At 42.3% G+C, this 18,725-nt stretch carries 16 protein-coding genes; 8 read left to right on the forward strand and 8 right to left on the reverse strand.

Features of this window, described 5'->3' with window-relative positions:
• Positions 1–53: 53 nt before the first annotated feature.
• The 3 genes from A9Z07_RS18105 to A9Z07_RS13345 are packed head-to-tail and all read right to left on the reverse strand — an operon-like array spanning position 54 to position 2,632.
• Entirely contained in the window at positions 54–176 is a 123-nt protein-coding gene (locus tag A9Z07_RS18105) for a hypothetical protein (protein ID WP_264673641.1), read from the reverse strand.
• 13 nt (positions 177–189) lie between these two features.
• A complete protein-coding gene (gene cydB / locus A9Z07_RS13340; protein ID WP_069579280.1) occupies positions 190–1,194 on the reverse strand; it encodes a cytochrome d ubiquinol oxidase subunit II in 1,005 nt (334 codons plus the stop codon).
• Positions 1,187–2,632 carry a cytochrome ubiquinol oxidase subunit I gene (locus tag A9Z07_RS13345; RefSeq protein WP_069579282.1) on the reverse strand — a complete coding sequence of 482 codons (1,446 nt, stop codon included), beginning with the start codon at positions 2,630–2,632 and terminating at the stop codon, positions 1,187–1,189. The genes cydB and A9Z07_RS13345 overlap by 8 nt, the downstream gene beginning before the upstream one ends.
• Before the next feature lie 358 nt (positions 2,633–2,990).
• Here A9Z07_RS13345 and A9Z07_RS13350 point away from each other — a divergent pair, with 358 nt between their 5' ends.
• From A9Z07_RS13350 to A9Z07_RS13365, 5 genes are all read left to right on the forward strand, one after another.
• Complete coding sequence (locus A9Z07_RS13350) at positions 2,991–3,809, forward strand: hypothetical protein (protein WP_069579284.1); 819 nt, start codon at positions 2,991–2,993, stop codon at positions 3,807–3,809.
• Between the two features lie 43 nt (positions 3,810–3,852).
• On the forward strand, positions 3,853–4,026 hold the full coding sequence (locus A9Z07_RS17820; RefSeq protein ID WP_139126644.1) for a cbb3-type cytochrome oxidase assembly protein: 174 nt from the start codon (positions 3,853–3,855) through the stop codon (positions 4,024–4,026).
• Positions 4,027–4,218: 192 nt separating this feature from the next.
• Positions 4,219–6,627, forward strand: coding sequence for an FdhF/YdeP family oxidoreductase (locus A9Z07_RS13355; protein WP_004772748.1), 2,409 nt, complete (start codon positions 4,219–4,221; stop codon positions 6,625–6,627).
• Between the two features lie 27 nt (positions 6,628–6,654).
• Positions 6,655–7,440 carry a formate dehydrogenase accessory sulfurtransferase FdhD gene (fdhD, locus tag A9Z07_RS13360; RefSeq protein WP_069579286.1) on the forward strand — a complete coding sequence of 262 codons (786 nt, stop codon included), beginning with the start codon at positions 6,655–6,657 and terminating at the stop codon, positions 7,438–7,440.
• Between the two features lie 87 nt (positions 7,441–7,527).
• Entirely contained in the window at positions 7,528–8,469 is a 942-nt protein-coding gene (locus tag A9Z07_RS13365; protein ID WP_069579288.1) for a Dyp-type peroxidase, read from the forward strand.
• A 44-nt stretch (positions 8,470–8,513) separates the two neighbouring features.
• Here the strand turns inward: A9Z07_RS13365 and A9Z07_RS13370 are convergent, their stop codons facing one another.
• The 4 genes from A9Z07_RS13370 to A9Z07_RS13385 all read right to left on the reverse strand — a co-directional run bounded on the left by A9Z07_RS13370 (position 8,514) and on the right by A9Z07_RS13385 (position 14,730).
• Positions 8,514–8,909, reverse strand: a complete 396-nt coding sequence (locus A9Z07_RS13370; RefSeq protein WP_069579290.1) for an acyl-CoA thioesterase — start codon at positions 8,907–8,909, stop codon at positions 8,514–8,516.
• 85 nt (positions 8,910–8,994) lie between these two features.
• Entirely contained in the window at positions 8,995–10,395 is a 1,401-nt protein-coding gene (gene adeC / locus A9Z07_RS13375) for an AdeC/AdeK/OprM family multidrug efflux complex outer membrane factor (protein WP_069579292.1), read from the reverse strand.
• A gap of 79 nt (positions 10,396–10,474) precedes the next feature.
• The gene (locus A9Z07_RS13380) at positions 10,475–13,585 is read right to left on the reverse strand and encodes an efflux RND transporter permease subunit (RefSeq protein WP_069579294.1); all 3,111 of its coding nucleotides are present in this window, start codon (positions 13,583–13,585) and stop codon (positions 10,475–10,477) included.
• A complete protein-coding gene (locus A9Z07_RS13385) occupies positions 13,585–14,730 on the reverse strand; it encodes an efflux RND transporter periplasmic adaptor subunit (RefSeq protein WP_069579296.1) in 1,146 nt (381 codons plus the stop codon). The genes A9Z07_RS13380 and A9Z07_RS13385 overlap by 1 nt, the downstream gene beginning before the upstream one ends.
• 145 nt (positions 14,731–14,875) lie before the next feature.
• Here A9Z07_RS13385 and adeR point away from each other — a divergent pair, with 145 nt between their 5' ends.
• From adeR to A9Z07_RS13400, 3 genes are all read left to right on the forward strand, one after another.
• The gene (gene adeR / locus A9Z07_RS13390) at positions 14,876–15,607 is read left to right on the forward strand and encodes an efflux system response regulator transcription factor AdeR (RefSeq protein ID WP_005258149.1); all 732 of its coding nucleotides are present in this window, start codon (positions 14,876–14,878) and stop codon (positions 15,605–15,607) included.
• 42 nt (positions 15,608–15,649) lie between these two features.
• Positions 15,650–16,729 (forward strand): two-component sensor histidine kinase AdeS, encoded by a 1,080-nt coding sequence (adeS, locus tag A9Z07_RS13395; protein WP_069579298.1) that lies wholly within the window; start codon positions 15,650–15,652, stop codon positions 16,727–16,729.
• 214 nt (positions 16,730–16,943) lie between these two features.
• Positions 16,944–17,876, forward strand: coding sequence for a TauD/TfdA dioxygenase family protein (locus A9Z07_RS13400; RefSeq protein WP_062846883.1), 933 nt, complete (start codon positions 16,944–16,946; stop codon positions 17,874–17,876).
• 29 nt (positions 17,877–17,905) lie between these two features.
• On the opposite strand, the gene A9Z07_RS13405 is transcribed toward A9Z07_RS13400, so the two are convergent.
• Complete coding sequence (locus A9Z07_RS13405; protein ID WP_004772738.1) at positions 17,906–18,523, reverse strand: TetR/AcrR family transcriptional regulator; 618 nt, start codon at positions 18,521–18,523, stop codon at positions 17,906–17,908.
• Positions 18,524–18,725: the final 202 nt, after the last annotated feature.

Genomic DNA, 18,725 nt, shown 5'->3' on the forward strand with positions numbered 1-18,725 from the left:
GGTAATCCGTGCGAAGGAACAGCCTTGATCAAAAGACTGTTCCATTCATCGTTCTAATAAGCAAACATCAACAGCAATCTAAACAGACCTGCAATAATGGCGAGTGCAAAAAATCCAAGTAACCATAAGATTATAAACCATTGCGTTGAAGTTAAATGCTGAGATTTTATTTTCATGCAATGTTCCTCCTTAGTGATAACCTGCATCACCCACACGGACTTTATCTCTAAATACCCAGTATGAGAGGATCGTATAGGCAATGATAATCGGGATGAGAATAAGGGCACCAACCAACGCAAATTTTTGACTTGAAGCTGGTGCAGCAGCCTCCCAAATCGTCACTGATGGTGGAATAATATGAGGCCATAAACTAATCACAAAACCTGTGAAGGCTAAAAACACCAGCGCTAATGTATAGATAAATGGCTTTAAATCCTGACGGTTTTTACAAGCTTTCAAGATTAAAGCAGTAAATAACACGACTAAAACAGGCACAGGGCTAAAATAAAGCAGATTTGGCAAGGCAAACCAGCGCGCTGCAATTTCAGGATGAGTCAGAGGCGTATAAAGACTGACGCCGGCAAATACCACAAAGAGCAGAATGATCAGCTTCGGCATTAATCGATACATTTGATCTTGTAGCTCATGATCTGTTTTCATAATCAACCAGCCACAACCGAGTGCTGCATACATGGCAAGCACCCCTAGACCTGTAAATAAGGCAAAAGGTGTCAACCAGTCCAGACCCGAGCCTGAGAAAATTCCATTAGTCGTTTGAATCCCTTGAATATAAGCCCCTAGAATCACACCTTGGAAGAAGCTGGATAAAATCGAGCCCCAGATAAAGGCTTGATCCCATAAATGCTTGGTACGATTGGCCTTAAAGCGAAATTCGAAGGCAACACCTCGAAAAATCAATGCAATCACCATTAAGGTAATTGGCATATACAAGGCGGAAAGTACGGTTGAATAGACCAATGGAAAAGCTGCGAATAAGCCTGCACCACCGAGCACCATCCAGGTTTCATTACCATCCCAGACGGGCGCGACAGTATTCATCATTACATCGCGTTCTTCTCGGTTTTTAATGAAAGGAAACAGAATACCAATGCCGAGATCAAACCCGTCCAGAACCACATAGATCAGTACACCCAGACCAATAATACCAACCCAGATCAGAGATAAATCAATCATGGTGTTTCTCCTTACTTTGGTCTTGCCCGTCAATGCTTTCATCGACTGCGCTGAGTGGGCGCATAGGTGTTTTGAAATGACCGGGACCCGCAGGTTCAGGTTCAATCGCATCGATAAATTCAGGACCTTTTTTCAGTAGTTTCAGCATGTAGTAAATACCACTACCAAAAACGATGGTATAGACCACCACAAAGATAATTAAACTAATCCCGACCTGATCGGCTGTCACACTATGCGAAAGGCCATCTTTGGTACGCATCACACCATAAATCACCCAAGGCTGACGACCAACTTCGGTGGTTACCCAGCCTGCAAGTAGAGCGATATAACCCGCAGGGCCCATCATAAAAGCGAACTTATGAAACCACGAAGTACCATAAAGTTTGCCAGTTTTACGCAACCATAAAGCAACCAATGAAAGCAGTACCATCAGCATGCCTAGACCGACCATGACGCGGAAACTCCAGAACACAATGGTGGCATTTGGGCGATCTTCAGGGGCGAAGTCTTTTAAACCTGTCACTTTGCCATCGAGAGAATGGGTCAGGATCAGGCTGCCGAGGTGGGGAATTCCGATTTCATACAGATTTTCTTCTTTATCCATATTCGGAATTGCGAAAAGCAGTAGAGGCATGGATTCGTTATGATTGGTTTCCCAATGTCCTTCAATCGCTGCGAGTTTGGCTGGCTGGTGCTTTAAGGTATTTAACCCATGATTATCACCAATCACCACTTGCAGACATGAGGTGACCAGCACCATCCAGAGTCCCATCGAAAATGATTTTTTGACCAATTCATCACGACGGCCTTTGATTAAATGCCATGCGGCAGTACCTACTACCAAAAGTGACGATACTAAAAATGCGGCAGCAGCCATATGCGCTAGGCGATAAGGAAAGGATGGATTGAAAACAATGGCCCACCAGTCGGTTGGGATCACAATACCATTTTCAATAATAAATCCTTGTGGTGTTTGCATCCAGCTATTGGAAGACAGAATCCAGAACATGGAAATACAGGTACCGATGGCAACCATCAGGGTGGCAAAGAAATGTGCTTTGGGACTGACCCGTCCCCAACCAAATAACATAATGCCAAGGAAGCCTGCTTCCAGAAAGAAGGCACTCAATACTTCATAGGTCAGTAAGGGGCCTGTAACACCACCAGCGATTCGGGAAAATTCACTCCAGTTGGTTCCAAACTGATAGCTCATCACGACGCCTGAAACCACGCCCATACCAAAGGCAACAGCAAAGATTTTGATCCAGAACTTGAATAGATCTTTATAAATCGGGTTTTGAGTTCGAAGCCATTTCCATTCCAGCATTGCCAGAAAGCAGGCCAAGCCAATTGAGGTCGCTGGAAAGATAATGTGAAATGAAACAGTAAAGGCGAACTGTATTCGGGCTAATTCTAAAGCAGTGAGACCGAGATCCATATATCCTCTCCTATAACAGACGAGTAAAGCAGTCGCTAGGAAAATGTGAAAGAAGGGCCTTAAACGATTAAAAATAAACAGAACCTTAAAAATGTTCTCGGCGTATTTAAAACCTTTTAAGTTTTATTCATCATCCAGTCTTCTGCTGTATATGAGTAGGTACAATTTCTTCTTGTTTTTTTATAACAGATACGGAAACGCTAAGTCATCTGTTATATTTTTTTAGCAAAATTCTGTAGCTATTCAGTTGTATGTTGCTCATTCAAAATAGCATAAGCAACGATACAATGTGTTAAATATTGATCAAGCATTGTAAGTCGTTTGCATGATAATACTTCTGACTGAATGGCGTTTAATTATGTTTGTCACCCCAGAGCTTTATGCGCTTACCCGACTTTTTCAAGGCAAGATACCGTCCCAATCAGTACAAGAACAGTTACATCTTGAATATGTCAATCTTGAAGCAACTTTATTAAGAGGTAAGGTGCTTAGAGATTTTTCTAAAGACAAAGTGACCTATATCGCGCAGGCGAAGATCGTGGAAAATAATCGTCATCTGGGCTATGTGTTTGCGCCATTGATTATTGCGAATTTAAACCAGCCCGTAATCTATACCACGCCTGCTACAACGCCAGTTCTATCAATTTTTAAAAAATATTATCAGGCAGAGAAAAGTATTCAACTCAAGATCGAAGATGTCCTTGATAGTCTCAAGCTCTATATTGAACTGGTGAATGATTCAGGAAATGAGGAAGATTTTCTTTTTCGTAGTCTGGTGAAAGCACTTTGCAGAACGGATCTTTCCCATCTTTTTCTGGTCACAGATCTGGCGATCGATATGCATAAGCTTAAGGTGTTGCAAGATTTCTTTAAGGTCAAAATCACGATTATTCATACCGATCAAGATGAACCTCAAGTGGATCATGCATTGATCAATATGCGCAAACTGTTATTTAAAAATAAAGATGATTTCCATAAAGAGATTTGTACGTTGTTCTCACATCTGAATGCCCAATTGATTGCCAATATGGGCCAATTTTCCGAACAACAGGCAGCGCACTTGATCGAAGATATGTTTTATTCCGAACACATTTTCGAGAAGTTATCGGTCTATGCGGAATATATGCAAACCCGTATTCAAAATGGTGCGAGTTTTAAGGTTTTATCGACGATGTAAACGAGGTTGAAAATTTTTTAATTTTTAAACAGGAGCAGATCAAATGTCTCAAGAGCAATCAAAATTTCCCTATTTGGCGGTAGGTATCAGTATTTTACTGGGCTGTTTATTTCTGGTGTTTTTCTTTCTGGCAGTGAGTAATCAACCTGATTATATGCCTTCACAACAAAAGCAGAATTCAACTCAAGCACAACATCCAAGCCATACCAATTCATAGTTGGTGCCACGTTTATTTAGCTTATTACTAAGTATTTGTTGGCAATTTTTTGTTTTGATTTCTGGGTTAAATGAATGCCGATTTTAAGTTTCATGTTGATGGGATGTGACAAATCAGGAATAGAAAAATGCCCAGATTCGTGATACTTCTAGTTGAGTAAGAAATGAAAATAGCTCAGCTGAGGGCGACGCAATGGATAATTCAGAACAAACGGTTCATAAACAAGAAAATAATGGCTACGCGAGAATTGAGCCTTATACCCAGCCCGCTGGTGGATGGGGAGCATTGTTGAGTGTAGCGCGCAATCTCAAACGACAAGATATTCTCAAAAAAGGTTCGATTACTTTACTCAATATTAATCAGCCGACAGGTTTTGATTGTCCTGGTTGTGCTTGGCCTGAGAAAAAGGATGCCCATGCCTTTAACTTTTGTGAGAACGGTGCCAAAGCCGTTGCCTTTGAAGCTACCAGTAAGACCGTTACGCCGGAGTTTTTTGCCCAGCATACAGTGAGCTGGTTGGCAGAGCAGAGTGATTTCTATCTGGAAGATTTGGGGCGTTTAACCGACCCAATGCGCTATGATCCTGTTACCGATAAGTATGTGCCGATTTCTTGGGACGATGCATTTCAACTGATTGCCAAACATTTACAAGCCTTAGACCATCCTGACCAAGCGGCTTTCTATACTTCTGGTCGTGCCAGCAATGAAGCAGCATTTTTATATCAACTCTTTGTCAGAAGCTTTGGAACCAATAATTTCCCAGACTGTTCTAATATGTGTCATGAAACCACCAGTGTCGGTTTAAAAGATGCGATTGGTTTAGGTAAAGGGACGGTTATTCTGGATGATTTTGATCAGGCCGATGCGATCTTTAGTTTCGGGCATAACCCGGGGACCAATCATCCACGTATGTTAGCTACCTTGAGAGAGGTCTCAAGACGTGGGGGTAACATTGTTGCGATTAACCCGATCAAAGAACGTGGTCTAGAGCGCTTTCAAGATCCGCAAGCACCTCTGGAAATGATGACCAATGGCAGTACGCCAATCAGTCGCTATTACTTCCAGCCAAAAATTGGCGGTGACTACGCGCTGATGTTCGGGGTAATGAAGCATTTACTGGAGTGGGATAAAAAAGCCCTTGCCAAAGGCGAGCATAGCGTTTTCGACCGCAGTTTTATTGAAATGAATACCATCGGTTTTGATGAGATGCTGGCGGAAATTGACCGTACCGCATGGTCAGAAATCCACAAGCATACTGGACTTTCAGCCGAGCATTTAGAGTCGATTGCCAAAATGTATCTGGATGCGAAAACGGCTATTTTCTGTTGGGGAATGGGGATTACCCAGCATCGTCATGGTACTGCCAATATTCATATGCTGGCGAATCTGATGCTGGCGCGAGGACATATCGGAAGACCAGGTTCGGGGCTTTGTCCTGTTCGTGGGCATAGTAATGTGCAGGGCGACCGTACCATGGGTATCAATGAAAACCCAAGTGATAAGCTACTTGATAGTATTGATCGCGTATTTGGCATCAAGTCGCCGCGTAAACATGGTTTTGGCGTGGTCGATACCATCAAGGCAATGTACGAAGGTGATGTAAAAGTCTTTATTGGCCTAGGCGGTAACTTTGCCGTTGCAACGCCTGATACACCTTATACCCAAGAAGCTTTACGCCGTTGTAATTTAACCGTCAATATTACCACCAAGCTGAATCGTAGCCATCTGGTGTGTGGTCAGGATGCATTGATGTTGCCTTGTCTTGGACGTACCGAAGTGGATATGCAGGTGCATGGACCTCAAGCGATTTCAGTAGAAGATTCGATGAGTAATGTGCATCTTTCAGCGGGACGTAATCCACCGATCTCCGAAAATATCTTGTCTGAACCCGATATTGTGGCGCGTATGGCGGAAGCAGCATTGCCTGAGAGTCATGTGAAATGGCGCTGGTATATTGAAAGTTATGACCGTATTCGTGACTCGATTGCCGATGTTTTTGATGAGTTTCATGACTTCAATCAACGGGTTTATCAGCCGAGTGGTTTCCATTTAGAGCATCCAGCCAATCAGCATGTCTGGAATACCCCAAGCGGTAAGGCACAATTTTTGATTACGCCATTGGCCGAAGTATATGAGGATGAAGAAAACCAGTATGCCGCAGCTTATAGTGAGCAACAGGTGTATACCTTGATGACGACACGTTCGCATGACCAGTACAACACGACGTTATATGGTCTGGATGACCGTTATCGCGGAGTATTCGGGCAGCGCCGTGTACTGTTTATGAATCAGGCGGATATTGATGCAGCAGGCTTTGAGGCTGATCAATGGGTTGATATCGAAAGTGTATTCTCGGATGGGGTTAAACGGATTGTCCATAGTTTCCGTATCGTGCCTTATAACATTCCACAAGGCAGTCTGGCAGCGTATTATCCTGAAACCAATCCATTGGTGGCCTTAGGTAGCCATGATAAATATGCCAAAATTCCAGCATCAAAAAGTATCCCTGTGATCCTGCATGCAGGTCAGGCGCCTGAGCATTTTAACTTAGCGGTTGCAGTCGATCCTGAACATGCCAATGAACGTGTGGGTGGCGTATAGTTGCGCGTCTAAGTAAAGAGGTCAATTGTGGATACCAAAACACGCGGCTATGAAACGGTGCAAGTGCATCGTTTCCATCAGGATCATTCTGAAGATGAAATGGATTATATTGTTCAGGAGTATCCTGTAGCACTGATTTATAATGGGATTTCTCATGCGGTCATGATGGCAACGCCATCAGACCTTGAGGTATTTGCCAAGGGTTTTAGTCTTTCAGAAGGGATATTAAAAAGCTTAAACGAGCTGTATTCGCTTGAAATTCGTCATAATGCATTAGGCGTTGAGGTCGATATGACGATTTCATCGCGTGCATTTATGGCTCTCAAGGAACATCGCCGAATGATGGTAGGGCGTACTGGCTGTGGTTTATGCGGGATCGAGAGCTTAAAGCAATTTTATGCCGATCTACCTTTGGTTCGCAGTAAGGTTTCACCTTTGTGGCTCAAGCAAATTCCAAATGCCATTGCTCAACTAAAAGCCCGACAAAAAATTACTGAACTCACTGGTGGCGCGCATGCTGCGGCGTGGGTGGTACAAGGGCAAATCGTGGCACTGTTTGAAGATGTCGGCAGGCATAATGCTTTAGATAAATTACTTGGTCATCTGGCAGAGCAAAAACTGAATGTTGCCGAGGGCTTTGTGGTGATGACCAGTCGCGCCAGCTATGAGTTAATCCGCAAATGCGCACAATATAATATTGGGCTCTTGGCAACCATTTCCGCACCTACCAGTATGGCGATTGAAATGGCAAAGCAATTAAATCTCACCTTAGCCAGTTTTTGCCGTGGTGATAGCTTTGTTTTGTATACGTAATAATAGTAAAAAATTGTGATTTGTTTGATCTCTAATGCATTGATTTGTGTAGGATATGAGCATTAAGTTTTTTTATTCCCAAATATTATGAATATACCTTTAAGACCTCAGCCTGTGATCAACAATCTTTCAGGTGAAAATGCTTTATTTATCGTGCTTGGCATCAACACCAACCCAGATCATTCAGGGGTGATTGATTTTCTCGCCAATTTTTCAGCCTTAGTCCGCAGCCTGACCAATCGTTTTCCAAACAGCAATTTCAGTGCTTCGGTGGGGATCGGCTCAAATGCTTGGGATTTACTGTTCCCTGATTTAAATAAACCGAAAGAACTGGCACCATTTCAAGAGATCAAAGGGCCGAGACATACTGCGGTCGCAACAACAGGCGATTTATTCTTTCATATCCGTGCCAATCAAATGGCAATGTGCTATGAACTTGCCTCAATTTTGCATGAGCAATTAAAAGAAGATACTTACCCAATTAGTGAGACCAAAGGTTTTAGATACTTTGATGGTCGCGCGATTATTGGTTTTGTAGATGGTACTGAAAACCCTGAGCATGAAATTGCCAAAGAGATTGCTTATGTCGGTTCAGAAGATGCTGAGTTCCTAGGTGGCAGTTATGTATTTATTCAAAAGTATTTACATAATATGGAAATGTGGAAGGGCTTAACTACTGAAGAACAGGAAAAAGTGATTGGACGCAAGAAATATGATGATGTCGAGCTGGGTGATGATGTGAAACCGCAAAGTGCACATAATGTGGCGAGTAAGGCACATGATGCGGATGGGAACGAACTTAAAATCTTAAGAGCCAATATGCCATTTTCCAATCCAACAGAAGGGGAGTATGGCACCTTCTTTATTGGCTATTCACGGTCTTTTAATATCACCAAAACCATGCTTGAGAATATGTTCTTGGGTAAAGAAACTGGTCATGTCGATCGCTTACTCGATTTTAGTACACCTGTTTCAGGGAGCTTATTCTTTGTGCCAACCTTTGATTTTCTCGAAGATTTAGGCGAGTAATTCAGAACCGCTGAGATGAATGGGTTTATTTCAGCGGGAAATATTTATTGGTTAATTAGATATTGTTGTAACTGAGCACGGAATGGATCTGGAATACGACCTGATTTTTGCGTGCTGAAATCAAAATACACCTGAACTGCTTTGCCACGCGCAACACAATGCTCATTTTGCCAAGCTTCATGGGCAACAACGAATGAAGAATTTCCAATCTGTTCAATCCATGTTTTGATTTCAATCTCAGCGCCGTAATAGATTTGGGCAACAAAATCGACCTCAACCCGCGCCAGAATCAAAGGCAGATTTTTGATCTCCATGCCGGGGTTAAATAGGCGGAAAACTGGTTCACGTGCAGTTTCAAACCAACCTGTAATCACAGTATTGTTGATATGTCCAAAAGCATCGGTTTCATAGAATCTAGGCGTAATCGAAAGTGTAAACATAGATGAATGGTTATTTTCTTATTTAAACTCAAATACTATAAGGGCTGAATCTTTAAAAATCAGCCCAAATAATCGACTTAAGCGTTTACGAAGCCTGAGATAAGCCGCCACCTAAAGCTTTATAGAGTTCGATCTGATTATTTAATTTGGTTTGTTCCAGCAGCAGTAGACCTTGTTGAGCCGCATAGGCAGAACGTTGTGCATCCAGCACCGTCAAATAACTGTCAATGCCTGCTCTAAAACGGGCCGTAGATAATTTATAGGTGGTATCGGTTGCAGCAACCAAACGGCGTTGTGCACTCAAACGATCCTCAATATGGGCACGGGCAGCCAGCGCATCATTGACTTCACGAAAAGCGGATTGAATGGCTTTTTCATAATCTGCAATAGCAATTTTTTGCTCTGTTTCAGAAATTTTAATATTGGCTTTACGCGTTCCCCAATCAAAAATTGGAAGATCAATACTTGGCCCAACTGACCAAGAGAAACCTCCTGACTTAAATAAATCTTTGAGATCTGTCGATGCATATCCCGCTGAACCTGTCAGACTGATGGTCGGGAACATGCGTGCTTTCGCTGCACCAATATTTGCTCCAGCAGCAAGTAATTGATATTCAGCAGCTTTTAGATCTGGACGGTTATTGAGTAAATCACTGCTTAAGCCCGTTGCAAAGCTGCGTTCAGCACTGATATTTTTCACAGCTTGATTCGGCAGGAGATTTTGAGGAATCGCTTGACCAGCCAACAGATCCAGTAGGTTTTGTGCTTGTGACACTTGAGTTTTATAGGTTGCGACATCATTTCGGGCTGTTTCAACTGATATTTGTGCCTGTCGTAATGGAACTTCACTATCAATCCCGACATCAAAACGTTTCTTGTTGAGGTTAAATGAATCGAGCTGTGCTTTTAACGTTTGCTCAGCCAGATTTAAATTGGCCTTTGCATAGGCATAATTTAACCATGCTTGGCTGACCTGACTCACCAGACTAATTTGAGTGGCATCTCTGGCACTTTGGGTGGCAAGGTAATTACTCAGCGCCGCATCTTTTAAACTTTGTACACGGCCCCAAAAGTCTAACTCATAAGCAGTTACGCCAAGGCCGACTTGAAAGGTGGAATAAGGATTATTCGGATTTACAGTAGAGTTAACCTGTCTTACAGCGCTGCCAGTCGCGCCAATGGTTGGTAACTGGTCATTTTTGCTGATTTGATATTGTTGCTGTGCACGTTGAATATTCAGTGTTGCAGTACGTAAATCACGGTTGTGATTTAAACTGATTTCAATCACTTGTAATAAGCGCGGGTCAGAAAAAAATTGTTGATAACCTTGATTGGCAATCGAATTTCCAGCTGTGGTTTGAGAAAAATTTTGTGGAATATCCGATTGAATCACAGGTTTTGGTGCCTGCATATTCATACACGCCGTCAAGGCAATTGAGAGTGTAGAGACAAGCAAGCCACGAGATAAGACAGTCGCTTTAGACATGGTCTTCTCCAAATAAGATAAGAATAAATGCAGAGGAGGAGGCAGAGGAAATCCGTTGATTCCCTCTGCGAAATGTCATTTAAGATGGATTTTTTTGCTTCGAAGAAAACAGCTTTTCAACTGCACCCAGAATGAAAATGAAGAACACTGGTACAAAGAAGATTGCCAGAATCGTCGCTGAAATCATGCCGCCAAATACACCTGTACCTAAGGCATGCTGTGTTTCTGAACTGGCACCAGAAGCGATCACCAGTGGAATCACACCACAGGTAAAGGCCAGCGAAGTCATCAAAATTGGACGTAAACGAAGTTTAGCTGCGGCAACGGTGGCCTCGACTAAACTCATACCTTCTTCTTTCAGCATCTTGGCAAATTCGACAATCAGGATCGCGTTCTTGGCGGATAAACCAATAATGGTAATCAGGCCAATCTTAAAGAACACATCATTCATCAAGCCTCGAGACATAATCGCAACGATGGCACCAAAGATACCCAAAGGCACGACCAGCATCACTGAAAGCGGAATTGCCCAACTTTCATAAAGTGCAGCTAGAACAAGGAATACCACCAGCATGGAAAGGGCAAGTAAGAACGCCATCTGCGATTCAGATTGCTTTTCTTGCAAAGAAATACCCGTCCATTCATAGCCGATGCCTTTTGGCAATTTGGCAATCAGGTTCTCCATTTCACGCATGGCATCGCCTGATGACGTATCAAAGTTTGGGATACCTGCAATACTTAACGATGGGCGACCGTTATAGCGGTTATATTGCTGTGGTGCTTTATTCCATTGCGGTGTAACCACTTCTGATAAAGAGACCAATTGCCCATTTGAACCCATCACTTTCAGATTCAAAATATCTTTTAATTGCATTCGTGACTTGGCATCGACCTGAACAATGACTTGTTGCATACGTCCCTGATTTGGGAAGTCATTGATATACATCGAGCCCATTGACGTTGAAATGATGTCAGAAACATCTGCGAACTTCACACCAAGAACATTCAATTTTGCACGGTCAATTTTTAAAGAAATATTGTCACCTTGCGGTAAGCCTTCATTCCAAACCATATAGAACTTTTTATTCTTGGCTGCCATTTCCATTAACTGGTCTTGTGCAGCTAATAGCGCAGGCATACCCAGATTCGCACGGTCTTGTAAGCGTAAGCTGAAACCAGCAAATGTCCCAAGTTCATCAATGGCAGGTGGAAGCACCGCCATGGTTGCACCTTCTTTGCTATGAGCCATTGTTTCATTGACGCCGTTGGTCATTTCGCTGGCACTTGAGGTACGCTCTTTAAAATCTTTGAGCGTAGTAAACGCAATACCCACGTTTTGACCCGCACCACTGAAGCCCCAGCCCATAATGGTGGTGTTACTTTTGACATTCGGATTGTCTTTTAAACTGTTTTCAAACTCATTCACAACGCTTCTCGTTCTTTCAGCAGTGGCGTCAGAAGGCAATTGGAACGAAGTCAGAAACCAGCCTTGGTCTTCTTCTGGCATAAAGGCGGTTGGCCAGTATTTCATGCCTGCAAAAGTAAGACCTGTAATGACCACAAAAATCGCCATCATTGGAACGCTATGCTTGATCACTTTCAGCAGGATCAATTCATACTTTTTAGTAACTTTATCGAAGCTACGGTCAAACCATGCAAAGAAACCTTTCTTTTGATGATGTCCATCAATCGGTTTAAGGATAGTGGCACATAACGCAGGGGTCAGGATCAATGCTAATAATGCAGAGAACAGAATCGACACTGACATGGTTAAGGTAAATTGTTGATAGATAATGCCGACAGAACCACTGGCAAATGCCATCGGTAAGAATACCGCTGCCAAGACCAAGGTAATACCAATAATCGGGCTGGTGATTTCCTTCATGGCTTTGGATGTCGCTTCTTTCGGTGGCAGACCTTCAGTTGCCATAATCCGTTCGACGTTTTCCACCACCACAATTGCATCGTCGACGATAATCCCGATGGCCAGCACCATACCAAACATGGTCAGTACGTTAATCGAGAAGCCTGCCATGAGCATGACTGCAAAAGTACCCAACAGCGCAATCGGTGCAACAATGGCGGGAATTAAGGTATAGCGGACATTGTGCAAGAATAAATACATGACAATGAAAACCAGAACCATGGCTTCAAGTAAGGTATGAATTACTTTTTCAATTGAAATTTTAACGAAAGGGGCTGTGTCGTAAGGAATACTGAATTGCATGCCTTCTGGTAAATTGAGTTTTAATTCTTCAATTTTTTCTCTGACACCTTCAGCCGTTTTTACTGCATTGGCACCCGGACTGAGCTGAATCGCAGCAGCCGTTGCAGGTTTACCATTTTCTAAAATTGCAAAGTTATAGGCTTGTGAACCCATCTCCACATTAGCAACGTCAGACAGTTTAATGACACTACCGCTGGTCTTACTTTTGAGACTGATATTTTTGAATTGTTCAACATCGCCCAATTGGCCTTCGGCAGATAAAGGAATTGTAATCAATTGCCCTTTGGCAGCAGGCAGATCACCCAGTCGACCAGGTGCAATCTCGACGTTGTTTTCACGGATGGCATTGTTGACATCACTAATCGATAGACCGTAAGACACCAGTTTGTTTGGGTCAACCCAGATACGCATGGCTTTTTCAGCACCGAAGGATTGAACTTTACCTACGCCTTCAACACGTTTCAGTTCTTCGACCACGTTACGGACCAGATAATCACTCACGTCAACTTCGGAATATTGTCCATTCGGTGAGTTAATCCCAACCAGCATCAGGAAGCCTGATGAAGAAGCCTCAACTTGTAAGCCTTGTTGGCGAACCACTTGAGGTAAACGTGCTTCAACAGCCTTGATCTTGTTTTGTACATCGACCTGCGCCATTTCAACATCTGTACCTGGTTTAAAGGTCGCAGAAATCTGAGCGGTACCAGAGGTATCCGTGGTCGCGCTGTAGTAAAGTAGGTTTTTAACCCCAGATAATTCCCGTTCGATCAAAGTTACAACGCTGTCATTGATCGTTTTAGGAGTTGCACCCGGATATACCGCAGTAATGTTGACTTGAGGCGGTGCCACACTTGGAAAGCGGGCAATCGGTAATTTGGGAATACTAAGGACCCCAAATAAAATAATGAAAATCGCAATCACCCATGCAAACACAGGGCGGCGAATGAAGAATTGTGACATCATCATTGGGCTCCTTGTGTTGCAGGAATTTTCCAGTTGCTGATTTCAAGTTTTTGATTGGGCTGAATACGGTCAATACCTTCTACAACCACTTTATCGCCTGTTTTCAGGCCTTTATTGGCAATATAGAATTGATCATACTGCTGGCCCAACTCAATTGGGCGAATCTCAGCCGCACCTTTGGCATTGATCACATAGACTTGTGGATCGCCATTGATGTTGCGTTGTACCGCTTGTGCTGGAATCAATAAGGCTTGAGGAATCGAAGCACGATCAATATTGACACGCACATACATCCCTGGAAGTAATTTTCTTTCAGGGTTATTTACTTCAATACGAATGGTGACATCGCCAGTTTCTGGATCAACATTGATGTCTTCAAAGAGCATTTTGGCGGTGACGTTATAGGCTTGACCATGACTATTCGAAATACGTACTGTTTTTTCATTATTGGCAGACAGCTCACCACTTTGTAGCGCGGCTTGTAAACGTTCGTATTCACCAATCGACTGTTTTACATCGACATATACCTTGTCAATTTGCTGTACGGTTGCCATGGTATTGGCATCACCTTGGCTGACCAAAGCACCTTCGGTCACAAATGACTGTCCAATACGACCTGAAATCGGGGCACGCACGGTGGCATATTGTAAGTTCAGGTTTTGACGGGTGAGTAGCGCTTTCATCTGGGCAACATCGGCTAAGGCCTGACGATATTCAGCTTGAGCATTACTGACTTCCTGCTTACTGATTGCATTGCTTGGCAGTAATTGTTCATACCGTTCTAACTGAACTTTTAAGCGTGCCACTTCAGCTTCAGCCTTATTGAGTGAAGCTTTGTTGCTATTCACATCGGCCTGAAAAGTTTCTGCATTAATTCTATAAAGTGCTTGGCCTGCCTTAACTTCACTGCCTTGTTTAAAGAGCACTTTTTCAATAATACCACCGACCTGAGGACGGATTTCGGCAGTACGGAAGGCCTGTACACGGGCGGGCAAGTTCTCGCTAAAGTTGACTGCTTGGGGGTGAAGACTTAACACGCTCACTTTGGCAAGCGGTGTTTCAGCAGGTTTTGCCTCGTCAGAACCACAGCCTTGTAGCACAAGCCCGATGGATAAAAATAATGGAAGTAATAAACGCTTTTGCATTCTGTCCGACCTTGGGAGTTTTTGATGCTGACATTATTTTTCTGTTTTGTGTAACCAACATCGGGGAAGTGTGGAAAAAGTGTGGAGATCGACAGATAAATCAGCGTATCATGCAAAATGACCGTAGTTATTCGATGATTGATTCATGTTTGAAGCCTCATTTTCTTTTGATTGCCGTGATAAGCAGATTCTCGTCGTAGAAGATGAGTACGATATTGGTGATATTATTGAGCACTACTTAAAACGTGAAGGCATGCAGGTGCTTCGAGCCATGAATGGTAAACAAGCAATTGAAATTCATGCTGCTCAACCGATTGACCTGATCCTGCTGGATATTAAATTACCTGAATTAAATGGCTGGGAAGTACTGAGCAAAATCCGCCAAAAAGCCCAAACTCCCGTGATTATGCTGACTGCACTGGATCAGGAAATTGATAAGGTCATGGCATTAAGAATTGGTGCGGATGACTTTGTGGTTAAGCCTTTCAATCCCAATGAAGTGGTTGCACGGGTGCAGGCTGTTTTGAGAAGAGCACAACAAAATCAGCAAGCGCAAAATAAAAATCTGCTATATAAAAATATTGAGATTCACACGGCCATTCACAGTGTTTATGTTCATCAGCAAGATCGGAAAACCTTACTGAATTTAACTTTGACCGAATATAAAATCCTGATTCTGATGCTGGAGCACCCGCATAAAGTATTTACCCGAAGTGAGCTGATGAGTTACTGCTTACCCGATAGCGATGCTTTGGAACGTACTGTGGATAGTCATGTCAGTAAATTAAGAAAAAAACTCGAGGAGCAGGGACTAGAACAGGTCTTAATTAATGTTCGTGGTGTGGGTTATCGTTTTGATCATCCCCAAACCTTTTAATTTTTAGTTTCAAATATTCGTACAAGTCGTTTGAGAAATAACATGAAAAATAAGTCAGGCATTAGTAAACAGCTCTTTATCGCTTTAAGTATTGTGAACTTGAGTGTGACGTTATTTTCTATTTTTCTGGGCTATTTCATCTATAACTACGCGATTGATGCGGGCTGGCTGACTTTAAGTTCATTACAAGACGACTGGACTGAATTCCATTTTGTTGACTGGATCTGGTTGGGAACCGTAATTTTTTGTGGCGCGGTGATTTCTTTAATCATTGGGATGTTTCTTGCTCAGCGTTTTATTAAACCGATTAATTATCTGGCGGAAGCTGCACAAAAAATTAGTCAGGGAGATCTTTCAGCCAGAGCAGAGGATAGCCAGATTCATTCCGCTGAAATTTCTGAACTCATGCATAATTTTAATAATATGGCGAAAAAATTAGAAAGTTCAGTCGAAAATGCTCAGGTCTGGAATGCCGCAATCGCCCATGAATTAAGAACTCCTATCACCATTTTGCAAGGACGTTTACAAGGTGTTCTCGATGGTGTGTTTAAGCCTGATGAAGCTTTATTTGAAAGTTTGTTAGGTCAAGTGGAAGGATTATCACATCTGGTGGAGGATTTGCGGACTTTAAGTCTGGTTGAGAATCAACAACTCAGGTTACATTATGAAGCTGTTGATCTAAAAGTCCTTGCAGACAACGTATTGAAACTGTTTGAACATCGTTTACAGCAAGCAGGATTAGAGCCTGTACTTGAGATTTCAACGACCCCAGTAAATTGTGACCAGCGCCGTATTGAGCAAGTTCTTATGGCATTGATTGATAATGCCATTCGTTATGCCAATGCTGGAAAACTGAGCATTTCTTCAAAATTAGTTGTAGATCATTGGATTATTCAAATTGCTGATCAAGGACCTGGTATTGCTTCTGAATATCAGCAAGATTTATTTGATCCTTTTTTCAGACTTGAACAGTCCCGTAATAAAGAATTCGGCGGAACAGGGTTGGGTTTGGCAGTTGTGCACGCGATTGTCGTCGCTCATAAAGGGGCGATTGAATACAGCAATCCTGCCAATAATAGTGTGTTTACTATTAAGCTGCCTGCAACATCGTCTTCTGTATAGATGACACCATTTTTGCTGTTTAAACAGAGCGAAGCTGGACAAATCCAAGCACGCTGATTTTATAATCATAAAAACAAATAAATTAATATAAAAATATTGGTTCTTATATTAAATCGTTTGCATATATTTAATGAGATCACTCATTTTTGTGATTGAGGAATTGTGAATAAAATTCAACGTTAAAAAATATAATGAATGATCTATAGGAAAGAAAATGACAGTACTCACACAACTTTCAGCCGCAATTGAAAGTGCTCCACGTTGGCATGAATATAAGAAAAATCGTTTAGATACTGTACAGATTACACCTATCGAAGGTGCATTGGGTGCAGTTGTGACTGGGCTAGATGCCAGTAAACCTCAAAGCGGGGAAGTGATCCTCAAGCTGAAAAAGGCATTGCATGAACATTTAATTCTGGTTTTCAAGGCACAAGATCTAAAAGACAATGACTTACTCGCTTTTGCCAGTTATTTTGGCGGGATTTTCCGCCCACCAACAGATATTCCGGTATTGGCAACGCGGAATGATACCAATGCACCACCCGATATCGTGCCCGTATCCAATGCGGTTGGAGAGGGGGATTATACTGGTCATGGGGAACTCACCCCGCATAGTGATCATCACTGGACCCCACAGCCTTCTAGTGGATCTTTACTTTACGCAATTGAACTTCCAAAAGATGGGGGCGCAACCAGTTGGTATAACACTGTTCAGGCGTATGAAGACCTTGATCAGGAAACCAAAGACGAAATCGAAGGGCTGCAACTGATTACTTATAATCCATTCTTGCGATTAAAGGATAAAAGCCCGATTCCCAAATATCGCTTCTCTGATCAACCTGTATTAGGCGCTGCATTTCCCCATCCATTGGTCCGTACGCATTCTGAGAGTGGTCGCCGTGGTATCTATCTTGATGCACAAACCGAAGTGGAAGTTGTCGGGTATGACGACAAAAAGGGTTCTGCATTGATTGAACGCTTAAGAGCGCACATTGTGCAACCTCAATATCGTTATGAACATCAGTGGGAAATTGGAGATATTGTTTATTGGGATAATCAGTTGACCTTGCATTCGCGGACCGCTTTTCCTGCCGAGCAACGTCGTTTACTGAAACGTGTTAGTTTGGCAGGTGCAAGACCATTCTAAAATGAAATTGAGCCAGTGAAAGCTGGCTTTTAATTTCCAGCTTTTGCCAATTCTGCTTCGATATAACTAATAATCATGGTACTTAGACCTTTGACCATTTCATCAAAGCTGATTTGTGGATTGGGCAAGATCAAGTGCCGTGCGACATTAAAGATACTACTATTAATGCTGATATAAGCAGTCACACTAAGATTATTCACTTTCAAATAGCGAGGATGGCGAATCATATATTTCATCAATACTTCCATCAATGCCATTTCGATCTGACCAATATATTTTTCGTACTTGAGTTCAGTCGCATAGCGAAGGCAAATCAGATAACGATCATCATCACGCGTCAGCAAGTCTCTAAAGGTATAGAAAATCATTTCGAATAATGGTTCCAGCTCTTGCTCAATAATGATGGGCGTGAGCTCTTTCACCATATCCAAAACTTCTTTAACAAAGGTTTTTGCCATCGCGTCATAGATTTCTTCTTTATTCTTGAAGTATTCATACAGCGAACCGACACTTACACCTGCAATATCAGCAATATGCCGTGTGGTGGTGCCGCTGGTACCGTTGGTTGCAACTGCAATAAAACCTGCTTCAATAATGGTGTCTACGGTCACTTTCGAACGCGACTGACGTGGTTTACGTGTAGCCATAAAGTATTATTATTAAAATCCGAACATAACTTCAGATTAACATGTGCAGCAATTGGTTGAAAGTGTCAGTCCAGTAATCCGAACAAATAAAATTACAAGTTTTTTAAATTTGTTTTTAATCCTGTAACAAATAAGTATACCTGAAATGAAAGCATTCAATTTTTAGAAAATATAAATTTTAGCTTTTAATTTAATATATTGA

This window comes from Acinetobacter sp. YK3 (assembly GCF_001729365.1).
Classification (GTDB): domain Bacteria; phylum Pseudomonadota; class Gammaproteobacteria; order Pseudomonadales; family Moraxellaceae; genus Acinetobacter; species Acinetobacter vivianii.

What these genes read in the sequence shown, in the direction of transcription:
- A9Z07_RS18105 (WP_264673641.1), bottom strand. Translation starts at nt 176, where the DNA reads ATGAAAATAAAATCTCAGCATTTAACTTCAACGCAATGGTTTATAATC.
- cydB (WP_069579280.1), bottom strand. Translation starts at nt 1,194, where the DNA reads ATGATTGATTTATCTCTGATCTGGGTTGGTATTATTGGTCTGGGTGTA.
- A9Z07_RS13345 (WP_069579282.1), bottom strand. Translation starts at nt 2,632, where the DNA reads ATGGATCTCGGTCTCACTGCTTTAGAATTAGCCCGAATACAGTTCGCC.
- A9Z07_RS13350 (WP_069579284.1), top strand. Translation starts at nt 2,991, where the DNA reads ATGTTTGTCACCCCAGAGCTTTATGCGCTTACCCGACTTTTTCAAGGC.
- A9Z07_RS17820 (WP_139126644.1), top strand. Translation starts at nt 3,853, where the DNA reads ATGTCTCAAGAGCAATCAAAATTTCCCTATTTGGCGGTAGGTATCAGT.
- A9Z07_RS13355 (WP_004772748.1), top strand. Translation starts at nt 4,219, where the DNA reads ATGGATAATTCAGAACAAACGGTTCATAAACAAGAAAATAATGGCTAC.
- A9Z07_RS13365 (WP_069579288.1), top strand. Translation starts at nt 7,528, where the DNA reads ATGAATATACCTTTAAGACCTCAGCCTGTGATCAACAATCTTTCAGGT.
- A9Z07_RS13370 (WP_069579290.1), bottom strand. Translation starts at nt 8,909, where the DNA reads ATGTTTACACTTTCGATTACGCCTAGATTCTATGAAACCGATGCTTTT.
- adeC (WP_069579292.1), bottom strand. Translation starts at nt 10,395, where the DNA reads ATGTCTAAAGCGACTGTCTTATCTCGTGGCTTGCTTGTCTCTACACTC.
- A9Z07_RS13380 (WP_069579294.1), bottom strand. Translation starts at nt 13,585, where the DNA reads ATGATGTCACAATTCTTCATTCGCCGCCCTGTGTTTGCATGGGTGATT.
- A9Z07_RS13385 (WP_069579296.1), bottom strand. Translation starts at nt 14,730, where the DNA reads ATGCAAAAGCGTTTATTACTTCCATTATTTTTATCCATCGGGCTTGTG.
- adeR (WP_005258149.1), top strand. Translation starts at nt 14,876, where the DNA reads ATGTTTGAAGCCTCATTTTCTTTTGATTGCCGTGATAAGCAGATTCTC.
- adeS (WP_069579298.1), top strand. Translation starts at nt 15,650, where the DNA reads ATGAAAAATAAGTCAGGCATTAGTAAACAGCTCTTTATCGCTTTAAGT.
- A9Z07_RS13400 (WP_062846883.1), top strand. Translation starts at nt 16,944, where the DNA reads ATGACAGTACTCACACAACTTTCAGCCGCAATTGAAAGTGCTCCACGT.
- A9Z07_RS13405 (WP_004772738.1), bottom strand. Translation starts at nt 18,523, where the DNA reads ATGGCTACACGTAAACCACGTCAGTCGCGTTCGAAAGTGACCGTAGAC.